We start from the raw sequence: 17,681 nt of genomic DNA on the forward strand, positions 1-17,681 counted from the left end.
CGCGTTAAAAAATTGAAATATTTACAGTGGGAGCACCCTATTCGTTACTAATTCCAAAATATGGCAAACGAAACGATTGAAATTCCGGAACAAGTAGACAAAAGTAATTATTCAGCCGAAAACATTCAAGTTCTTGAGGGTCTGGAGGCGGTGCGGAAGCGTCCCGCAATGTACATTGGTGACATCGGCGTCAAAGGCCTTCACCACCTTATTTGGGAGGTTGTAGACAACTCCATTGACGAAGCGCTGGCGGGGTATTGTGATCGGATTGAGGTAGTAATTAATACCGACAATTCCGTAACGGTAAAGGACAACGGACGGGGAATCCCGACGGGAATGCATACCAAGGAGAAAAAGTCGGCCCTTGAAGTGGTTATGACTGTACTTCACGCGGGGGGAAAATTTGACAAGGATACCTACAAAGTTTCTGGTGGATTGCACGGGGTAGGGGTATCTTGTGTTAATGCCCTTTCAAAATACCTGCGTGTTGAAGTACATCGTGAGGGAAAAATATTTGAGCAAGAGTACAGCATCGGCAAGCCCCTTTATCCTGTTCGTGCTATTGGCTCAGCCGATGACACTGGGACCTTTGTTCACTTCCTCCCTGATGACAGCATTTTTACGGCATCTGAGTACAAGTACGAAACCGTTGCTAACCGAATTCGCGAACTTTCTTTCCTGAACAAAGGAATCACGCTGACACTCACTGATTTGAGAGACCTTGACGAAAGTGGTCAGCCTCGCTACGAAGAGTTTCATTCACAGGGTGGTTTGGTTGAGTTCGTTACTTACTTGGACAACACCCGCGATCACCTCATCCCGACCCCCATTTATATGGAGAATGAAAAAGGGGTGGTACCAGTAGAGGTGGCGATGATTTATAACACGTCGTATTCTGAAAACGTGGTTTCTTACGTCAACAACATCAACACCATCGAAGGCGGTACCCACGTATCGGGTTTCCGTATGGCGCTGACAAGGACGCTCAAAAACTACGCCGAAAAGTCGGGAATACTGGCCAAAGAGAAAATTGAAATCAGCGGCGATGACTTCCGCGAAGGTCTGACGGCGGTCATCTCGGTAAAGGTGCAAGAACCGCAGTTTGAAGGACAAACTAAAACCAAGTTAGGTAACTCCGACGTGGCGGGGGCGGTAAGCCAAGTGGTGAGCGAAATGCTCGACAACTTCTTGCAGGAAAACCCCAAAGAAGCACGTACCATCGTTGATAAAGTAATCCTCGCCGCCAAAGCCCGTATTGCCGCCCGCAAAGCCCGTGAAATGGTGCAACGCAAAACGGTATTGGGAGGCACAGGCTTACCTGGAAAACTGGCTGACTGCTCCGAAACTGACCCTGCGGGCTGCGAATTGTACCTCGTGGAAGGGGACTCGGCGGGTGGCTCGGCCAAACAAGGCCGTAACCGTGCTTTTCAGGCCATCTTGCCGCTTCGTGGTAAAATCCTGAACGTAGAAAAAGCGCAGGAATACAAGATATATGAAAACGACGAAATCAAAAACATGATTACCGCTTTGGGAGTTGTGTTTGGAAAAGATGGCGACGAGCGCGCCCTCAATATGGACAAGCTCCGCTACCACAAAGTGATCATCATGACCGATGCTGACGTGGACGGAAGCCACATCCGTACGTTGATTTTGACGTTCTTCTTCCGATACATGAAAGACCTCATTGACAACGGGTACGTGTATATTGCACAACCGCCGTTGTACTTGGTGAAGAAGGGCAAAGAAGAGCGTTACTGCTGGACTGAAACCCAACGCGAGCAAGCCGTGATGGAAATTGCGGGTGGCAAAGAAGATAGTGTTTACATTCAGCGCTACAAAGGTTTGGGAGAAATGAACCCTGAGCAGCTCTGGGAAACGACCATGGACCCTACGCGCCGCAGTTTGAAGCAGGTAAGCATTGATTCGGCGGCCGAAGCAGACCACCTGTTCTCAATGCTGATGGGCGACGAAGTTGCCCCCCGTCGTGAGTTTATTGAACGTAATGCTAAATATGCGAGAGTGGACGTCTAATTGTTAGTGTTAACAAACCATTAAATTGAGCCACTCTGCCCCCGGGACGAGTGGCTCAATTGTTTTATAAAGTACCTTTGACCTTACTTCATTACGTGAGCCATGGGATAAATGAAAAGAGAGCGGTTTTGCAGAAAACGCTCTTTCTGAACAATAATCACCACGTTTACGCATTTGAATAAATATATATTCCATTGGTTATCTCAGTTAAAAGATTGTTTTAAATTCCGAATTTCTTATGCCTAGTTCTCAGCATTCTAACGATAATCGCAAAAGTGGTTTTTCTTCTTTATTTTCTTTTATTCGCGACCGTAAAGAAGTGAAGGAAGGGGAAGCGCCTTACGACGGAGACCGCTTTGCCCGCTCGGCCGAACGCCTTAGTCAGACCATTGAGCAAAGTAATTTTATCAGCCGCGACCTTAGCTGGCTACAATTCAATTACCGGGTATTGGACCAAGCACGTAGTGCCCGTCGGACCGTATTTGAGCGGATGAAATTTCTGGCGATTTCAGATTCAAACCTTGATGAATTTTTTACCATTAGGGTGGGGAGTTTGTACAATTATCTTGACTACGGAAAAGAGCGGGTGGATTATTCAGGATTACGAGAAATTCCGTTTCGGAAAGCATTATTTTCCGCCATTCACAAGTTCACACAGGAACAGGACGAAGTTTTTGAGAATGATTTATTGCCCCTTTTCGGAGAACAAAAATTAAAAATAGGTCGGTGGGATGATTTGGAAGCACCTGAGCAGGAAGAAGTTGGGAAATACTTTGACCGGACCATTTATCCGATGCTTACGCCCATGCTGTTTGACTATACGCATACTTTCCCCATTCTGCTGGCCAAAACCCTGATTTTCGCCGTCGTCACTCGCGCCACCGAATCGTTGAAGGAAGATGAAGAAAATCGTAAAATTTCGTTTGTTCAGATTCCCGCCAATCTGAAACGTTTGTATACAATTGAACGAAAAAACGGGGAAACCGTATTTATTCCCATTGAAGAAATCATGCGGCATGAACTGCGCAAACTGTACCGCAATGTCGAGATTTTGGATATGCATTTGTTCAGAATCGTGCGAAATGGTGATTTTTCCATTGATGACAACGACGACGTTGAAACCGACTTTTTGGACGAAGTAAAGCAAAAACTCAAAACGCGTCGGTTGGGGCGAGTGGTACGTATGGAAGTGGAGCCAAATATCTCCGAATGGCTGCTCAATTTATTGAAAAAACGTTGGGAAATAGATGATTATAACGTTTTTACCTGCCGACATCTCTTAGACTTTACTTGTTTGTGGCAAATAATCAAACATCCAGAGTTTGCGGAGTTGGTTCCTACCCCGCCCGCACCCGTACCGCCTTTGGGGGTAACTCGCGAAGAGATGGAGGATATTTTTGAAACCATCAAAGAAGGGGATATACTTCTGCATCACCCTTACAATAATTTTGAGCCCGTACTGGAGCTTTTGGAAGAAGCCGCTGACGACCCCAAAGTGTTGGCGATTAAATTGACCATTTATCGTTTGGCCAAAAAATCACGCATCACAGAGGCCTTGCTGAAAGCCGCCGAAAACGGCAAGCACGTCTCGGTACTTTTTGAGGTAAAAGCCCGCTTTGACGAAGAAAATAACATGCGGGAAGCCCAACGCCTGCAAAAAGCGGGGTGCTTTGTTATTTACGGCATTAGCCGTTTCAAAACTCATACCAAACTACTTCAGATTGTGCGGGCCGAAGAGGAGGGCGTCATAAGTTATTCACACTTGGCCAGTGGAAATTATAACGAAGAAACGGCCAAACTATATACTGATATTGGCCTTCTGACCTGCGATGAAGTCTACAACCGCGACATTACCGAGTTTTTTAACGTCATTACGGGGCATTCATTGCCCAATGATTACCAATATTTACTCACGGCTCCGCGCGACATGCGCAAGCAAATCATCAAGTTGATTCAGCAAGAAGCTACCAATGCGGCCAACGGTTTGGTGAGTGGTATCTGCTTTAAAATCAACTCGTTGGAAGATAAAACAACTATTGAGGAACTCTACAAGGCATCACAGGCGGGAGTGCCTATTCGGCTGATTGTAAGGGGTATTTGTTGTCTTCGTCCTGGGCGGCAGGGGTTGAGTGAAAACATTACTGTGCGTTCAATTGTGGGTGATTTTCTTGAACACACCCGGATTTTCTATTTCCACAATAACGGCAATCCCAAGATATACGGGGGCAGTGCCGACGTCATGGTGCGCTCCTTTGACCGCCGGATTGAATCCATGTTTGCCTTTGTTAATCTCCGCGTGAAGCAGCAGGCCATCAATATTTTGGATTATAATCTTCGTGACAATGTCAATTCGTACGAGTTGTTGGAAGATGGGCATTACGTAAAATGCGTGGAAAAGGGGGACGAAGAATCGTTTGATATTCACAAAAAGTTCTTCCACGTAACTTTGGAAGAAGTAATGAAAGCAAAACTTTTTGCCGAAGCCAAGGCCGAATCAACCGAAAATTCAACGGTCGAACCAACCATAACCCTTTCTGAATCAGAGGTATGAGAGTCGTTTTAGTCTCGTTGTCTTTTGTTTTATTTGGGGGTTGTTTTTTGCAGCCTATTCAAGCTCAAACAGAGAAGAAAAAAGCGCTCTTTGTCATTGTCGACGGAATTGCGGCGGATGTGATTGAAAAGTTAAAATTGCCAAATCTGACGGCTATTGCCCAAACGGGAGGCTACACACGAGCGTATGTGGGCGGCAAAAAAAACACCTATTCTCAAACTCCCACCATCTCGGCGGTGGGGTACAATAGCTTGTTGACGGGAACGTGGGTAAACAAACACAACGTGTGGGACAATAACATCAAAGACCCTAATTATCATTATTGGACCATTTTTAGGTTTTTTGAAGCGCAGTATCCTCACAAGAAAACAGCGGTTTTTTCAACTTGGCTCGACAATCGTACAAAACTGATTGGGGAAGGGTTGCCGCAAACCAACCAACTACAACTAGATTATTTCTTTGACGGATTTGAATTGGATACGCTTCATTTTCCGCACGATAAAGAAGCCGAATATATCCATCAAATTGACGAAAAAGTGGTTGACGAAGCCGCGCGATACCTCCAAAACGAAGCACCTGACCTTTCGTGGGTTTACTTGGAATATACAGACGACATGGGGCATAAATTCGGTGACAGCGACCGTTTTACCAACGCAGTTCGTCTGATGGACAACCAAATGGGGCGATTGTGGAAGGCCATTCAGTATCGGGAGCAAAATTTTGGGGAAGAATGGCAACTGTATATTACCACTGATCACGGACGCGACGCCGCAAGCGGCAAAAACCACGGAGGACAGTCGGACCGGGAGCGGAGCACTTGGATTGTAACCAATGCCAAAGACCTTAATGCCTATTTTCAGGGAAAAACGGGAGCCGAAACGCTCCCTGCTGTGGTGGATATCATGCCATCTATCGCTCGGCATTTGGGCGTTTCGATTCCTAAAATACAGGCATTTGAAGTGGACGGAAACCCTCTGACTGGCAAATTGTCGCTCGTAAATTCAACCTTGAAAAAAGAGGGAAATCAGTTGGACTTGACGTGGAAAGCGCTAGAAAAGGAAGGAACCGTAAAAATATGGCTAACCACCACCAATGAATTTGAGCAGGGTAAAAAAGATCGCTATTTGCTCATGGACGAAGTGCCCGTCGTCAACGAAAAAGCCCTGATAGATGTAACAAAAATTCCTTCAAAGTTTTATAAGATTGTATTGGAAGCAAAATACAATGTACAAAATAAGTGGTTGGTAGAATAAATACACCATTCCAACCTTTGGCTTGATGTCAGCGTCATGGTTTTAGCAGCTTTTTTTGCTGTCTATACTATTATAAGCAGAATGCGTTGACACAATGAAAAAAATAATTTTGTTCGGACTGGTGGCTTTGATTGGTATTCGCTGTCAGTCCACTTCAGATGCAGTACTGGCCCCAGAGGCGGCGGGATGCATTTCCGATCAGCCGATTTTAACTGGGAAATGGACGATGACGGAGTTCCGTTATTTTGGGGGATGCTGTCCCGTTATTGCCGATTCTTCTTGGAAAAAAGCCCCCGAAAATTCGTATTTATTGGAATTTACCAACGACGGTCAGTTAAAAGTGACAAATAATCTTTCGGGAACTAATGGTGTAGCGCCAGCATTTCCCGCCAGATTAATGACAGATTTTAAATTTGATGGAAAACAGATTTCGTTGGGGGAGCAAATTCTTGGTGGGGTGGCCTGGGAAAAGAAAACGCGGGTGGTAAAATTAACCACTAAAGAATTGATACTGGGGATAATCGTGGGCAAAGAAGGCGAAACCAATGAGCGAAAGTTTGTGAGAATTTGCCAATAAAAAACGATTGCACGTGGATTGATGTTGGTTATAATAGACAGCAGGGTAGAACAACGATTGCAAAACAAGTAAAACCTGAATCTAAGGTGCTTCCTTAGGTTGTAGAAGGTTTTCTACAACTATTTAGCAAGATTTTTAGGGTATTTTGCTTTACAGTTTGTAGTTTTATGCCTGTAAATTAACTCATCAATTTCATATACTATGGCATTATTTGATTTAGATATGATGCAAAGCCTCTATGCTAAGCTCGGTGAACGAGTAGAGGCTGCTCGTAAAGTGGTAGGCCGTCCGCTTACGTATACAGAAAAAATTCTGTATGCTCACCTTACGCAAGGAGACGCAACCACCGTTTATGAGCGTGGAAAATCATACGTTGATTTTGGTCCCGACCGCGTAGCTATGCAGGATGCAACGGCTCAAATGGCGTTGTTGCAGTTCATGCAGGCGGGTCGTCCTAAAGTAGCGGTTCCTTCAACCGTACACTGTGACCACTTAATTACGGCCCAGGTAGGTTCGTCGGAAGATTTAAGTAAAGCAGTGGTTGAAAATCAGGAAGTATACGATTTCCTTTCTTCTGTTTCCAATAAATACGGCATTGGCTTCTGGAAACCCGGAGCGGGTATCATTCACCAAGTGGTGCTTGAAAACTACGCATTTCCAGGCGGTATGATGATCGGAACCGACTCACACACCGTAAACGCGGGTGGATTGGGAATGATTGCCATCGGAGTGGGTGGTGCAGATGCCTGCGACGTAATGGCTGGCTTGCCGTGGGAGCTTAAATTCCCTAAATTAATTGGGGTAAAACTAACGGGTAAATTGAGCGGCTGGACGTCGCCAAAAGACGTAATCCTAAAAGTAGCAGGTATTCTTACTGTAAAAGGTGGAACGGGTGCTATTGTGGAATACTTTGGTGAAGGGGCTACTTCGATGTCATGTACCGGCAAAGGAACGATCTGTAACATGGGTGCTGAAATCGGAGCCACAACTTCCACCTTTGCCTACGACGAGTCGATGGAGCGCTACTTGCGTTCAACGGGTCGTGATGCCGTAGCCGACATAGCCAACACGGTAAAAGAACACCTTACGGCTGATGCGGGGGTATACGATGAACCCGAAAAATATTTTGACCAAGTTATTGAAATCAACCTCAGCGAACTAGAGCCACATTTGAACGGGCCATTTACGCCTGACTTGGCAACGCCAATTTCAAAAATGAAAGAAGCGGCTTTGGCCAATGGTTGGCCGACCAAAATTGAGGTAGGGTTGATTGGTTCATGCACCAACTCTTCTTACGAAGACATTGCTCGTTCGGCTTCTTTGGCGCGTCAGGTAGCGGCCAAACACCTTAAAACCAAAGCTGAATTTACCATCACTCCCGGCTCTGAGCAAGTGCGTTACACGGTAGAAAGAGATGGCTTCCTGGCCACTTTTGACGAAATTGGCGGTAAAGTATTTGCCAATGCCTGCGGTCCCTGCATTGGAATGTGGGCGCGGGTGGGTGCTGAAAAGCAAGAACGCAACACCATCGTTCACTCGTTTAACCGTAACTTTGCCAAACGGGCCGACGGAAACCCCAACACCCTGGCATTCGTAGGCTCGCCTGAATTGGTGACGGCCTTGGCCATTGCGGGTGATTTGACATTTAATCCCCTGACTGATACCCTCATCAACGAATTGGGGGAAGAGGTAAGACTTGACGATCCAAGCGGAGACGAACTGCCACCACGTGGTTTTGACGTAGAAGATGCTGGCTACCAAGCCCCTGCTGAAGACGGCAGCGGTATTTCAGTAGCCGTTTCTCCGACATCGAATCGTCTTCAATTGCTTGACCCGTTTGCGGCTTGGGAAGGTACCGACCTCAAAGGTTTGAAAGTGTTGATTAAAGCCAAAGGAAAGTGTACTACCGACCACATTTCGATGGCGGGTCCGTGGTTGAAGTACCGTGGTCATTTAGACAATATATCAAATAACCTTTTGATTGGTGCTGTAAACTTCTTTAACGAGAAAACGGATAACGTTAAAAACCAATTGACGGGCGAGTACGGTCCTGTACCCGCTACCCAGCGCGCTTACAAAGCGGCGGGTATCGGTTCAATTGTAGTTGGTGATGAAAACTACGGTGAAGGCTCGTCACGTGAGCACGCGGCCATGGAGCCTCGCCACTTGGGAGTACGTGCGGTACTGGTAAAATCGTTTGCTCGTATCCACGAAACCAACCTGAAAAAACAAGGAATGTTGGCCTTAACATTTGCGGATAAGGCTGATTACGACAAAATTCAAGAAGACGACAGCGTTGATATTGTTGGATTGACAGAATTTGCTCCAGGAAAATCGTTAACGTTGGTATTCAACCACGCTGATGGAACCAAAGACGAAGTAGTAGTCAATCATACTTACAACGACCAACAAATCGAGTGGTTTAAAGCAGGTGCTGCATTGAATATCATTCGGGCGCAAGTTGCTGGTAATTAGTCTGTTACTCAGAAATACGTAATAGAGTAAGCGGGGCATTTGCTCCGCTTATTTTTTGTTCAGTTGGTGAAGTGACAAAATAAAAAAAGCTGCCGAGAGGCAGCTTTTTTTGAAAAGTCTTTGCAGAAATGTTATTGGCGGGCTGCCTTCCAAGCTACAAAGTCAGACATATTTACCTGACCGCGAATTTCTCCACCTCTATTAACAGCCGTGTGAAGATTGGCGTAAAATAGACCTGAGAAAAGCAAATTTTCCTGTTGTTGGTTTAATCCCTCCCATCTACCAGAAATAGGTGATGTGGTTACTGCGCTAAACGTATGGACTACACCGCCAGTTTCCCAACTGTTTCCGCTGTGGAAGTGACCAGCCGTTGGGGTAAGGCCAGAATACGTAATGGTATAAGTAAGGGTTTTGGTTTCTTTGTTGTAAATCCCTTCCATCCTACCTGTAGCACTCGTTGTAACAGGAGGAACCTCATTAGCACCAGTCAACGTCGCTTCAAATTTAACCTCTGGATTTGTGTGTGGACCTTCGTCTTTACAGCCAACCATAACGCCTACCGTGAACAGGGCGAAAAAAACGGGTAAAGCTTGCGTCAATCTCTTCATGGAATTTGCTGATTTGTTTGTTTAGTTGCAATAATATAGGTTTATCTCAGAATATACAAAAATTTGTGCATAAAAATCCTTCAACGTACCCTCCAAACGTCTAATTTTCGAACGTAAAGCGGCTGTTGGTCCCACCAAATACGGAGCCACTCGTCGGTTTCTCCGATGACCGTTACTTTGTTTCCCTGGGCAATCGACAATGTGACCGGAGCCGCCGAGGAGGGGGCATCCCGCAGATAAGTTTGACCTTTGTTGATGATGGCAATCTGGTAAGAATCAGGGAGATTGAGTAGCAAAAGTAGGGCAATTAAATAGGCAATCACCACAAATTTATGACGGCTTCGAATGGATTCTCCCTTGACTCTCTTTTGGTTTAACGCCCAAAATGCATAAATGGCCACAATCAACAAAAATAAATTAAAGTAGAGGGAGTATTTGCGAAAGAAAAGGAAAACAAAACTAAAATCATCCACTTCATAACCCATCAGGTTGTGATTGGCGGCAATTTCGTTGATTTTGTTTAAGATGTTTTGACGGGGTTGTTTATTATAAATCATGCTTAGATAATAAAGTGCCCGTGCATAGTCATTTTGCTTTTCGCTGATGAAAGCCAATTTATAATAAATTGGAATGGGAATAGCGGTCGTGTTGACGACCTGCGAAAGGTGCTTTTCGTACAGTACCTTTGCCTCTGCCTGCCGGCCGCTCAAAAACAACGAATCAGCTTGCGATAGGTTTACGTCCTGCGCCTGTGTCGACAGCGTGATGATGAGTAAACACATCCATTTCCAACAAATCGATAACCATTTATTGTTCTTCAATTGTTTTTTATCGGTTGGTATATCCCTCATTTTCCACGCCACTCTTCCCGTTTTTTCTTATTAATTATTCAATTTCACAAAACCACCGTCGATTAAGTAATCACATCCTGTAATGAAACCTGCTTCGTCAGAACACAGGTAAAGGGCCAACGCGGCAATTTCTTTGGGTTTTGCCATTCGCCCGATGGGTTGTGTTTTAGAAAGTTTCTCAAACATTTCTTCTTCTTGCCCGGGGTAGTTTTTAGCAATAAAGCCATCCACAAAAGGTGTATGTACGCGAGCGGGCGAAAGGCAATTACAACGAATGTTGTTGTGTAAATAATCTTTAGCCACCGAGAGTGTCATGGCAATGACGGCACCCTTACCAGTCGAGTACGCAAAACGATCGGGAATCCCTACCGATGCTGCCACCGAAGCGGTATTCAAAATAACGCCGCCCCCTTTAGACAAGAAATGGGGAATAGTAGCAAAAAGGCAATTGTACATGCCCTTTACATTGACGTTCATGATGCGGTCAAAGTCACTTTCGGTGGTGGTATGTACTTTACCGATGTGGGCGATTCCTGCGTTATTGACTAAAATATTAATGGGATGTTGTTGGGAAATGGCGTCAATTGTGGCAATCACGTCTGCCTGTTTGGAGACATCCAGCCCGTGAGCTTGGGCCTTAAACCCTTCGTTTTGGAGTTCAGCGGCCACACTTTGCGCGAGCGTTTCGTTCAGTTCAAGAATATGGACGTAAGCGCCTTGTTGGGCGAAGAGTTGACTGATTGCCAGTCCAATACCACTGGCACCGCCCGTAATAAGGGCTACTTTATCGGTAAGTGAAAACATGAGGTGTAAAATCTTTTTGCTGATTAAAGCGCTAAAGGACGTAAAATTACCGCGATTTTATAAAATTGAACGTTTTTAACCCTCTAATTTTATAAATGACTAACTTTTTAGGTCCATGAATCCAAACCGTGTTTGCAATCGTATATGTACCAATTATTCAAAATCGTATCTTTAACCACTAAATAAGTTTCTTTTGAAGAAATAAGGCCAATTAGGTAGTATTGTTTTTATTAAAATTTCTAAAAAAGATGCATAAGTATACATTAGCATTGGCAGGCTGGTTGATAGTAGCCTTGGGAGGATGTAAATTGTCAGAGATTACCCCAGCCATTGAAGAGGAAGTGACTGGTTACAGAGAGTTTATTAATCAAGCGTACGGTGCTGATCCAGTTCAAAAATGCGATATATACGCCCCTGTGACAACGGGAGAGCGCCCTTCAGAAGTGTTGATATTGTTGCACGGAGGCGCGTGGGGGTCGGGAGATAAGTCGTTTCTGATTCCAAGCGTGATGGGGCTCAAAGGTCGAAACAAAAATTTAACCATCGTCAACGCTAATTATCGCCTTACGAGTACCAAAGGCATTCGGTTGGAGCAGCAAATGGCGGACATCCAACTATTGGTGGAGTATTTGCGGAAAAATGCCGATAAGTTTAACATCACCCCAGAGGGGTTTGTGATTGGTGGGGTAAGCGCAGGGGGACATTTGGCCTTAAATTATGCATATTCCAATTTTGCTGGGGTAAAGCTCAAAGGAGTGGTGGGTATTGCGGCCCCGACCGACTTAACTTCCGAGCCACTTCGGGAAGCGGGCCTCGAAATCCCAATTCAACAACTGATCGGAAAAACCTTCTCAGATTCACCAGAAGAATACCAAAAAGCAAGTCCTTTCTTTATCGTTAACCACAAAGCCCCACCGATTACGATGCTTTTTTATGGCGGCAAAGACAGGGTGGTTCCCAAAGAACAAGGTGAAATTCTTTGCTTCAAACTCAACCTTCTGCGTCTAAAATACCGTTATTATTTTTATCCTGAAGAAACCCACGATTTTACGGCAGACCTGCTAATTGATAAGATATTAAGTATTTATTGAAACCTTACTTAATAACGGTCATCGTTCCTTTGAAGGTACGATCGGTAAATTTCAGGCCGTAATAATATTGTCCCGTAGGCACTCCTTCGGCGCACCATTTGAATTTGCGGTCGGTAGATGTAAAAATAAGTTTCCCCCATCGGCTGTAAATATCAACCTGCAAAAACTGTGGCCCGCAGGTAGCGACAGAAAGACTTTCCAAAAAGAAACAATCGTTTTTGCCGTCGTTGTTGGGGGTAATTACGTTCGGAATGTTTTTGTCAAGACTTTCAATGCTGGGCAAGTCACCAAATCGTAACACTACCGCTACGGTATCGGTTTTTACGGGGCCGCAACTGTTGTCTTCGGTAATGAAATTGACGGTTAATTCTTTGCCCGACAGCTCAGTGTATTGGGTGCAGGAAGGCTCCCATTCAAAGCGAGAAACCAAGCGGGGTGCGCCCGTTTTATCACTAAACTTCATCCCGTATTGGGCAAGCGTAAAACCTTTGGGTTGGGCATAGAGCCTGAGTTGGTCGGTCTTGTCGAGGTCATCACCAAACACGTCAAACCCGAGGACGGCGGCATCTACGGAAGGGAGCGGCACATCAATGGGCTGTCGGCTCGTCAAACTCGTCGATACATCGGGGGCGTTGTTGGGCTTGGCGGTGGATTGTAGCCGTACACTGACGGTATCTTTTACTTGCTTGTTGCAGGCCACATCCGTAACGATAAAGTCAACGATATACTCTCGATTAGTGGCCGTACAAGGTGGAGTCCATGTAAAAGGCTGCGTTACGCTTCCCTTGCCTGTGGCGTTGTTAAAGGTCATGCCCGCCGCCGCTAGCTGAAAGTCCCGCCCTTTGGCTTCCAAGACCAAATCATCATTGTCGAGGTCAATCCCCGTTACTTTGAAATTGAGGGTGGTACCTTGCGGAATGGTGGCGCGGTTGTTGCTCAAATCGGTGGTTACGTCGGGATTATTGTTGGTCGAACCTTCGATAATAACCCGAATTCGTAAGGTATCAGTCAAGGGTTGCGGACAGCCGTCATCGCTCACAATCACCTCCAAAATAACGGGTTGATTGTTTCGGCTTTCCACGCATTTTTCAAAACAAATCTGTGCTTTTAGGGTATCTGTTGCGGAAGTAGTAATGAATGAAACAGGGTTGGCTACGACCGACTTATCGTCAAAATTAATGCCAACTGTTTTGATGGTCAGCCGTTGGTTGGGATCACCGTCGGTCAGCATGATGTCTAGGCATTTGGCCTGATCTTTTTTGATAGTTAGGGTCTCGCCTTCTTTGTAAAAGGCTCTTTTGCCCGTTTCGCGATAGAGGGCTACGGGCGTTCGGTTGAGGGGACAGTCCACGGCTTTCAGCTGAAACTCCCGCCGTGTGGCGCCAATTTTTACCCCTTTGCGGTATTCTTCCACCAGTACTGCAAATACGTACAGCCCCGCTTTATCGGCGGTGACGCTCAGCACGCCCGTTTGGCGGTTGATGGTCAACGGTCGTGGGCCAGGAATCATGTTTTCGTTGGTGATGCCCGGTGCCCAGTTTACTTCGGGGTAGCTACTGGCTCCGCGCGCAATAGGCTCGGGATTGTTAGGGCCTGCGTACCCCGCCCATGGCTTAGAGAGAGAATAAACGAGGCTGTCGCCATCGGCATCGGTACCGCTGAAATCGAAGACAAAAGGGCGATTCAGGCAAATATAATCCCCTTTTAGCTCCCCGAACTTGGGCGATGAATTAACGTAGGGAAGATTATTTTGGACCAACGCGGGGAACTCCGTGTAAAAAGTCTCTCCCGTGCTGGCGGGGTTGGTAATGTTGGTAATGATACTATTGCGACAACAGCGTTCCCACACGATGTAATAGCCCTTGGGGTCGTTGAAATTTTGGGTATTAATGACGATTTCGGAAGAATACCTGAGCAGTAATGTCCTTAAATCGGTATTGGCATTGCTGCACGTGGGGTTGGTGTAATTAATGAGCTTTCGGGTAGTTTGCGGAAGCTCAATATTACCCATGGGTGCATTGTCTGATTTACGGTAAAAATACAGAATCACGGTGGAGGTTTCGGCCCCAGTACGACCGTTGGCTTGGTCAAAATAAAAATTAAGCCCAATGTAAAAACGGTTGGCAGAACGGTTGGTTGGATAAAATTCAATTTCGCCTCCCACAATATGCGACGCCCACGAAGTGAGCGGAAAAAGCACCAATATCCACAATGCGCGAAGTAGAATTTTTTTCATAAGGTTTTAGGGCTTAACTTCTCGTTGTATTTTTGCCGAATTGTTTCAAACTCTTACGCAAAAAAACACCGTTGCTTTGCTTGATGAGTAGAAAGGAATCAATGTAAAGATTTATGGATAACGTAACGAATCAAATTGGATGAAAAATTACAAAAAAAATAGACAAGTCGTATCTAATTTACTCATTGAAGATTTTGCATCCGAAGGAAAATGCATTGGAAAGCTGGAAGGCGCGGTTGTTTTTGTGGAAGGCAACGTGGCTCCAGGAGATGTAGTTGATGTTGAAATTCTAAGTTTTAAGAAAAAAAAGTTCTACGAGGCCCGCGTTATCAAAACGCATTCATTGTCGGAGAAGCGGGCGGAGCCGTTTTGTGAATACTTCGGCACTTGCGGAGGCTGCAAGTGGCAGCATATTGGCTATAAAGAACAACTTCAATTTAAGTGGCAGCAGGTCAGCGACCACCTACACCGCATCGCCAAGGTGCCATTGCCTGAAATTGAGCCAATTTTTCCCTCTGAGAAGACCACTTTTTATAGAAATAAACTGGAATATACTTTTTCTAATTTGCGTTGGTTTACCAACGAAGAAATTGCACAAGGTGTTGAACTTGAGCGAAATGCGTTGGGTTTTCACATTCCCAAACGTTTTGACCGGATTCTGAACATTGAAAAATGCTTTCTTCAACCCGACCCTTCCAACGATATTCGCAACCAACTGCGGACGTTTGCGCTTTCAAAAGGGTTTCGTTTTTATGACCAAAAACACAATGTCGGCTTTGTACGTAATGTCATTATCCGAACCGCAAATACGGGCGACGTGATGGTGATTGTGCAGTTTGCGGAGCCGAATCAGGAAGATATTGATGTGACAATGGCCTTTCTGGCCGAAACTTTCCCCCAAATCACTTCGCTACAATACATCATCAATACCAAAGGTAACGATTCTTACTATGACCAAACGGCCATTCTTTACGCGGGTAAGCCGTACATTGAAGAACAAATGGAAGGCCTGACGTTTAGGGTTGGTCCCAAATCTTTTTATCAAACCAACTCCGACCAAGCCTACGAATTGTACAAAATAGCACGTGACTTTGCGCAATTGACGGGTAATGAGCACGTCTATGACTTATACACGGGTACAGGAACGATTGCCAATTTTGTGGCGCGACAGGCCAAAGCCGTGATAGGTGTAGAGTACGTGCCCGAGGCCATCGAAGATGCCAAAATAAATTCAGCCATCAATGGCATTGAGAACACGCGCTTTTATGCGGGCGACATGAAAAACGTGTTGAACGAAGAATTTGTAGCACAAAATGGCCATCCTGATGTCGTCATTACTGACCCGCCACGCGCAGGGATGGATGAGCCTGTGGTACGCACGCTACTGCGCATGGAGCCGACTAAAATCGTGTACGTAAGTTGTAACTCTGCCACGCAGGCGCGCGATTTGGCGTGGTTGGATGAGAAATACACCGTACAGCGCGTACGCCCCGTCGATATGTTTCCGCATACGCACCACGTGGAGAATGTGGTGTTGTTGGAGAAGAAGTAGGCATACCTATCAGATCACATTTTTACTCTTGCTGAGTTTTTGATTCGCTGACTTCCTCAAAGCCTCATCTGTTCAGGGTGAGGCTTTGAGGTTGAAATCCTACACTCTTTTATCGCTCTATTGCATAAATACTTTGCACTTCTGCGTTGGTGAGGGCACGGTTGTAGATGCGGATGTCGTCTAAAAAACCATTGAAAAAATAGCTCCAACAACCCATCTTGCCAATATATAAATCACTGGCGTTGGTAGCGATAAAGTTATTAGAAACGGCCTTCGAAGAAATTAAATTACCATTCACAAATTGTTTTAATACAATGCCATCATAGGTAATAGTCAAATATCTCCATGTATTTATTTGAAATGGTATCGTAGGATAATCGCCGTTATTGCCAGCCCAAACGTTTGACACAAATGTGCCGTTTGGCTGAGGTGAAATAGCCCAACTTAACGTTCCCGTATCACAGCTTTTGGCAATCATCGTGTGGTTGCCATAGGGCACAAGGCTTCCGTTTCCATCTCGTCCTGTTGCAGATTGCATGTTGGCCCAAATACTAATTGTGAAAGCATTTGGCAAACTCAATGAGCCACTATTAGGCACTCTTATAAAATTGCCGTCAGTAAATCTATATGCTTTATTGGTATTTCCAAATCTATCTGTTCCTAAACTTGCCCCATTGACTATGCCGTGATTCAAATTTCCACTTTCGTCATTGGCATTGCCATTGAATGGGTAATAGGCAATGAGGCCGTTGTTCGAAACACAAGCTTGAATCTCGGCGCGAAAAACAGTACCCGATGAAGTTTTAAACCCCGGATTAAGGGTAACCGATTGGCCTGCAAAAAAATTGGTTCTTGCACCTGAGAGAATTGTAGCGGTGGTAGTGATTGTTCCATTGGTTTGTATATTGGTGGTTCCATAATTGCCAGATGAATTTTGATTCCCTACGCATGGTAATGGGGTATAATTGATGGTAAGTTGTCCCCTCGCACTCTCACAACTATTGACGGTGCAACTTATATAATAATAAGTTGTGGCATAAATCGTGGGTGTAGTATAGATTCCACCAGTATTTAACAAGTTGCCACCTGTTTGTGCATCATACCATTTGATTGTTCCTCCTACACAAGCATTGGTATAGTTTAGCGTAACGCTTGTAGCCATCCCAATACTTGTAGCCGGCACATTTGGCACTGCAGGTGGCGTACAGCCTCCACTTATCGTTACTGTACCACTGCCCGTACTACTTTCACAGTTGTTGACCGTACAGCTTGCATAATAAGTGGTAGTAGTTGTGAGGGCTGAGGTGGTGTAGGGGTTGCCCGTAAAGAGCAACGTACCGTTTGTTTGTTGGTTGTACCATTTGACCGTGCCGCTACAGCCCGAAGCTGTGAGGCTCGCCGTTTGGCCGCTGTTGATGGTGGCGGAGGGGACGGTAGGAGCGGTAGGGGGCGTACAAGCTCCGTTGGTAATGACCAGTGTTTGACGATTGCCCAAAGCATCGTAGGTATAAACTACCTGTGTGCCATTGGGATAAGTAACCGACGACAACCTGCTGAGGTCATCATAGACGTAGCTTATTTTTTGGGGAGTTTGGGCATAGCTATTAACTACCCAAAAGCCCATGAACAAAATGATGATATATGTTTTCATT

Annotated in this window: 12 protein-coding genes; 7 read left to right on the forward strand and 5 right to left on the reverse strand. The window is 45.4% G+C overall.

Annotation, left to right across the window (positions count from 1 at the left end; all coding sequences use genetic code 11):
• Positions 1-60: 60 nt before the first annotated feature.
• The 5 genes from gyrB (at position 61) to GVN20_RS13750 (ending at position 8,887) form a co-directional block, all read left to right on the forward strand.
• Positions 61-2,031 (forward strand): DNA topoisomerase (ATP-hydrolyzing) subunit B, encoded by a 1,971-nt coding sequence (gene gyrB, locus GVN20_RS13730; protein WP_166558886.1) that lies wholly within the window; start codon positions 61-63, stop codon positions 2,029-2,031.
• A 238-nt stretch (positions 2,032-2,269) separates the two neighbouring features.
• The gene (gene ppk1 / locus GVN20_RS13735; protein WP_166558887.1) at positions 2,270-4,582 is read left to right on the forward strand and encodes a polyphosphate kinase 1; all 2,313 of its coding nucleotides are present in this window, start codon (positions 2,270-2,272) and stop codon (positions 4,580-4,582) included.
• Positions 4,579-5,835 carry an alkaline phosphatase family protein gene (locus tag GVN20_RS13740; RefSeq protein ID WP_166558888.1) on the forward strand — a complete coding sequence of 419 codons (1,257 nt, stop codon included), beginning with the start codon at positions 4,579-4,581 and terminating at the stop codon, positions 5,833-5,835. Before ppk1 ends, GVN20_RS13740 begins: the two co-directional genes overlap by 4 nt.
• Before the next feature lie 94 nt (positions 5,836-5,929).
• Positions 5,930-6,412 carry a hypothetical protein gene (locus GVN20_RS13745; protein WP_166558889.1) on the forward strand — a complete coding sequence of 161 codons (483 nt, stop codon included), beginning with the start codon at positions 5,930-5,932 and terminating at the stop codon, positions 6,410-6,412.
• A gap of 201 nt (positions 6,413-6,613) precedes the next feature.
• The gene (locus GVN20_RS13750; RefSeq protein WP_166558890.1) at positions 6,614-8,887 is read left to right on the forward strand and encodes an aconitate hydratase; all 2,274 of its coding nucleotides are present in this window, start codon (positions 6,614-6,616) and stop codon (positions 8,885-8,887) included.
• A gap of 131 nt (positions 8,888-9,018) precedes the next feature.
• Here the strand turns inward: GVN20_RS13750 and GVN20_RS13755 are convergent, their stop codons facing one another.
• The 3 genes from GVN20_RS13755 to GVN20_RS13765 form a co-directional block, all read right to left on the reverse strand.
• The gene (locus GVN20_RS13755; protein WP_166558891.1) at positions 9,019-9,495 is read right to left on the reverse strand and encodes a CHRD domain-containing protein; all 477 of its coding nucleotides are present in this window, start codon (positions 9,493-9,495) and stop codon (positions 9,019-9,021) included.
• An 80-nt stretch (positions 9,496-9,575) separates the two neighbouring features.
• Complete coding sequence (locus GVN20_RS13760; RefSeq protein ID WP_166558892.1) at positions 9,576-10,316, reverse strand: SH3 domain-containing protein; 741 nt, start codon at positions 10,314-10,316, stop codon at positions 9,576-9,578.
• Between the two features lie 60 nt (positions 10,317-10,376).
• Positions 10,377-11,150, reverse strand: a complete 774-nt coding sequence (locus tag GVN20_RS13765; protein WP_166558893.1) for an SDR family NAD(P)-dependent oxidoreductase — start codon at positions 11,148-11,150, stop codon at positions 10,377-10,379.
• Positions 11,151-11,398: 248 nt separating this feature from the next.
• Between GVN20_RS13765 and GVN20_RS13770 the strand changes: the two genes are divergently transcribed.
• Positions 11,399-12,241: an alpha/beta hydrolase gene (locus tag GVN20_RS13770; RefSeq protein WP_166558894.1), complete on the forward strand. Its 843-nt coding sequence runs from the start codon at positions 11,399-11,401 to the stop codon at positions 12,239-12,241.
• A gap of 4 nt (positions 12,242-12,245) precedes the next feature.
• On the opposite strand, the gene GVN20_RS13775 is transcribed toward GVN20_RS13770, so the two are convergent.
• Complete coding sequence (locus GVN20_RS13775) at positions 12,246-14,477, reverse strand: gliding motility-associated C-terminal domain-containing protein (RefSeq protein ID WP_166558895.1); 2,232 nt, start codon at positions 14,475-14,477, stop codon at positions 12,246-12,248.
• A 139-nt stretch (positions 14,478-14,616) separates the two neighbouring features.
• Between GVN20_RS13775 and rlmD the strand changes: the two genes are divergently transcribed.
• Positions 14,617-16,029 carry a 23S rRNA (uracil(1939)-C(5))-methyltransferase RlmD gene (rlmD, locus tag GVN20_RS13780; protein WP_166558896.1) on the forward strand — a complete coding sequence of 471 codons (1,413 nt, stop codon included), beginning with the start codon at positions 14,617-14,619 and terminating at the stop codon, positions 16,027-16,029.
• A 109-nt stretch (positions 16,030-16,138) separates the two neighbouring features.
• Here rlmD and GVN20_RS13785 read toward each other — a convergent pair whose 3' ends face one another.
• Positions 16,139-17,680, reverse strand: coding sequence for a LamG-like jellyroll fold domain-containing protein (locus GVN20_RS13785; RefSeq protein WP_166558897.1), 1,542 nt, complete (start codon positions 17,678-17,680; stop codon positions 16,139-16,141).
• Position 17,681 lies beyond the last annotated feature (1 nt).

The organism is Runella sp. CRIBMP (assembly GCF_009905605.1).
Classification (GTDB): domain Bacteria; phylum Bacteroidota; class Bacteroidia; order Cytophagales; family Spirosomataceae; genus Runella.

Bases quoted from the DNA above. Each gene is read 5' to 3' on its own strand.
- gyrB (WP_166558886.1), top strand. From the start codon at position 61: ATGGCAAACGAAACGATTGAAATTCCGGAACAAGTAGACAAAAGTAAT.
- ppk1 (WP_166558887.1), top strand. From the start codon at position 2,270: ATGCCTAGTTCTCAGCATTCTAACGATAATCGCAAAAGTGGTTTTTCT.
- GVN20_RS13740 (WP_166558888.1), top strand. From the start codon at position 4,579: ATGAGAGTCGTTTTAGTCTCGTTGTCTTTTGTTTTATTTGGGGGTTGT.
- GVN20_RS13745 (WP_166558889.1), top strand. From the start codon at position 5,930: ATGAAAAAAATAATTTTGTTCGGACTGGTGGCTTTGATTGGTATTCGC.
- GVN20_RS13750 (WP_166558890.1), top strand. From the start codon at position 6,614: ATGGCATTATTTGATTTAGATATGATGCAAAGCCTCTATGCTAAGCTC.
- GVN20_RS13755 (WP_166558891.1), bottom strand. From the start codon at position 9,495: ATGAAGAGATTGACGCAAGCTTTACCCGTTTTTTTCGCCCTGTTCACG.
- GVN20_RS13765 (WP_166558893.1), bottom strand. From the start codon at position 11,150: ATGTTTTCACTTACCGATAAAGTAGCCCTTATTACGGGCGGTGCCAGT.
- GVN20_RS13770 (WP_166558894.1), top strand. From the start codon at position 11,399: ATGCATAAGTATACATTAGCATTGGCAGGCTGGTTGATAGTAGCCTTG.
- GVN20_RS13775 (WP_166558895.1), bottom strand. From the start codon at position 14,477: ATGAAAAAAATTCTACTTCGCGCATTGTGGATATTGGTGCTTTTTCCG.
- rlmD (WP_166558896.1), top strand. From the start codon at position 14,617: ATGAAAAATTACAAAAAAAATAGACAAGTCGTATCTAATTTACTCATT.
- GVN20_RS13785 (WP_166558897.1), bottom strand. From the start codon at position 17,680: ATGAAAACATATATCATCATTTTGTTCATGGGCTTTTGGGTAGTTAAT.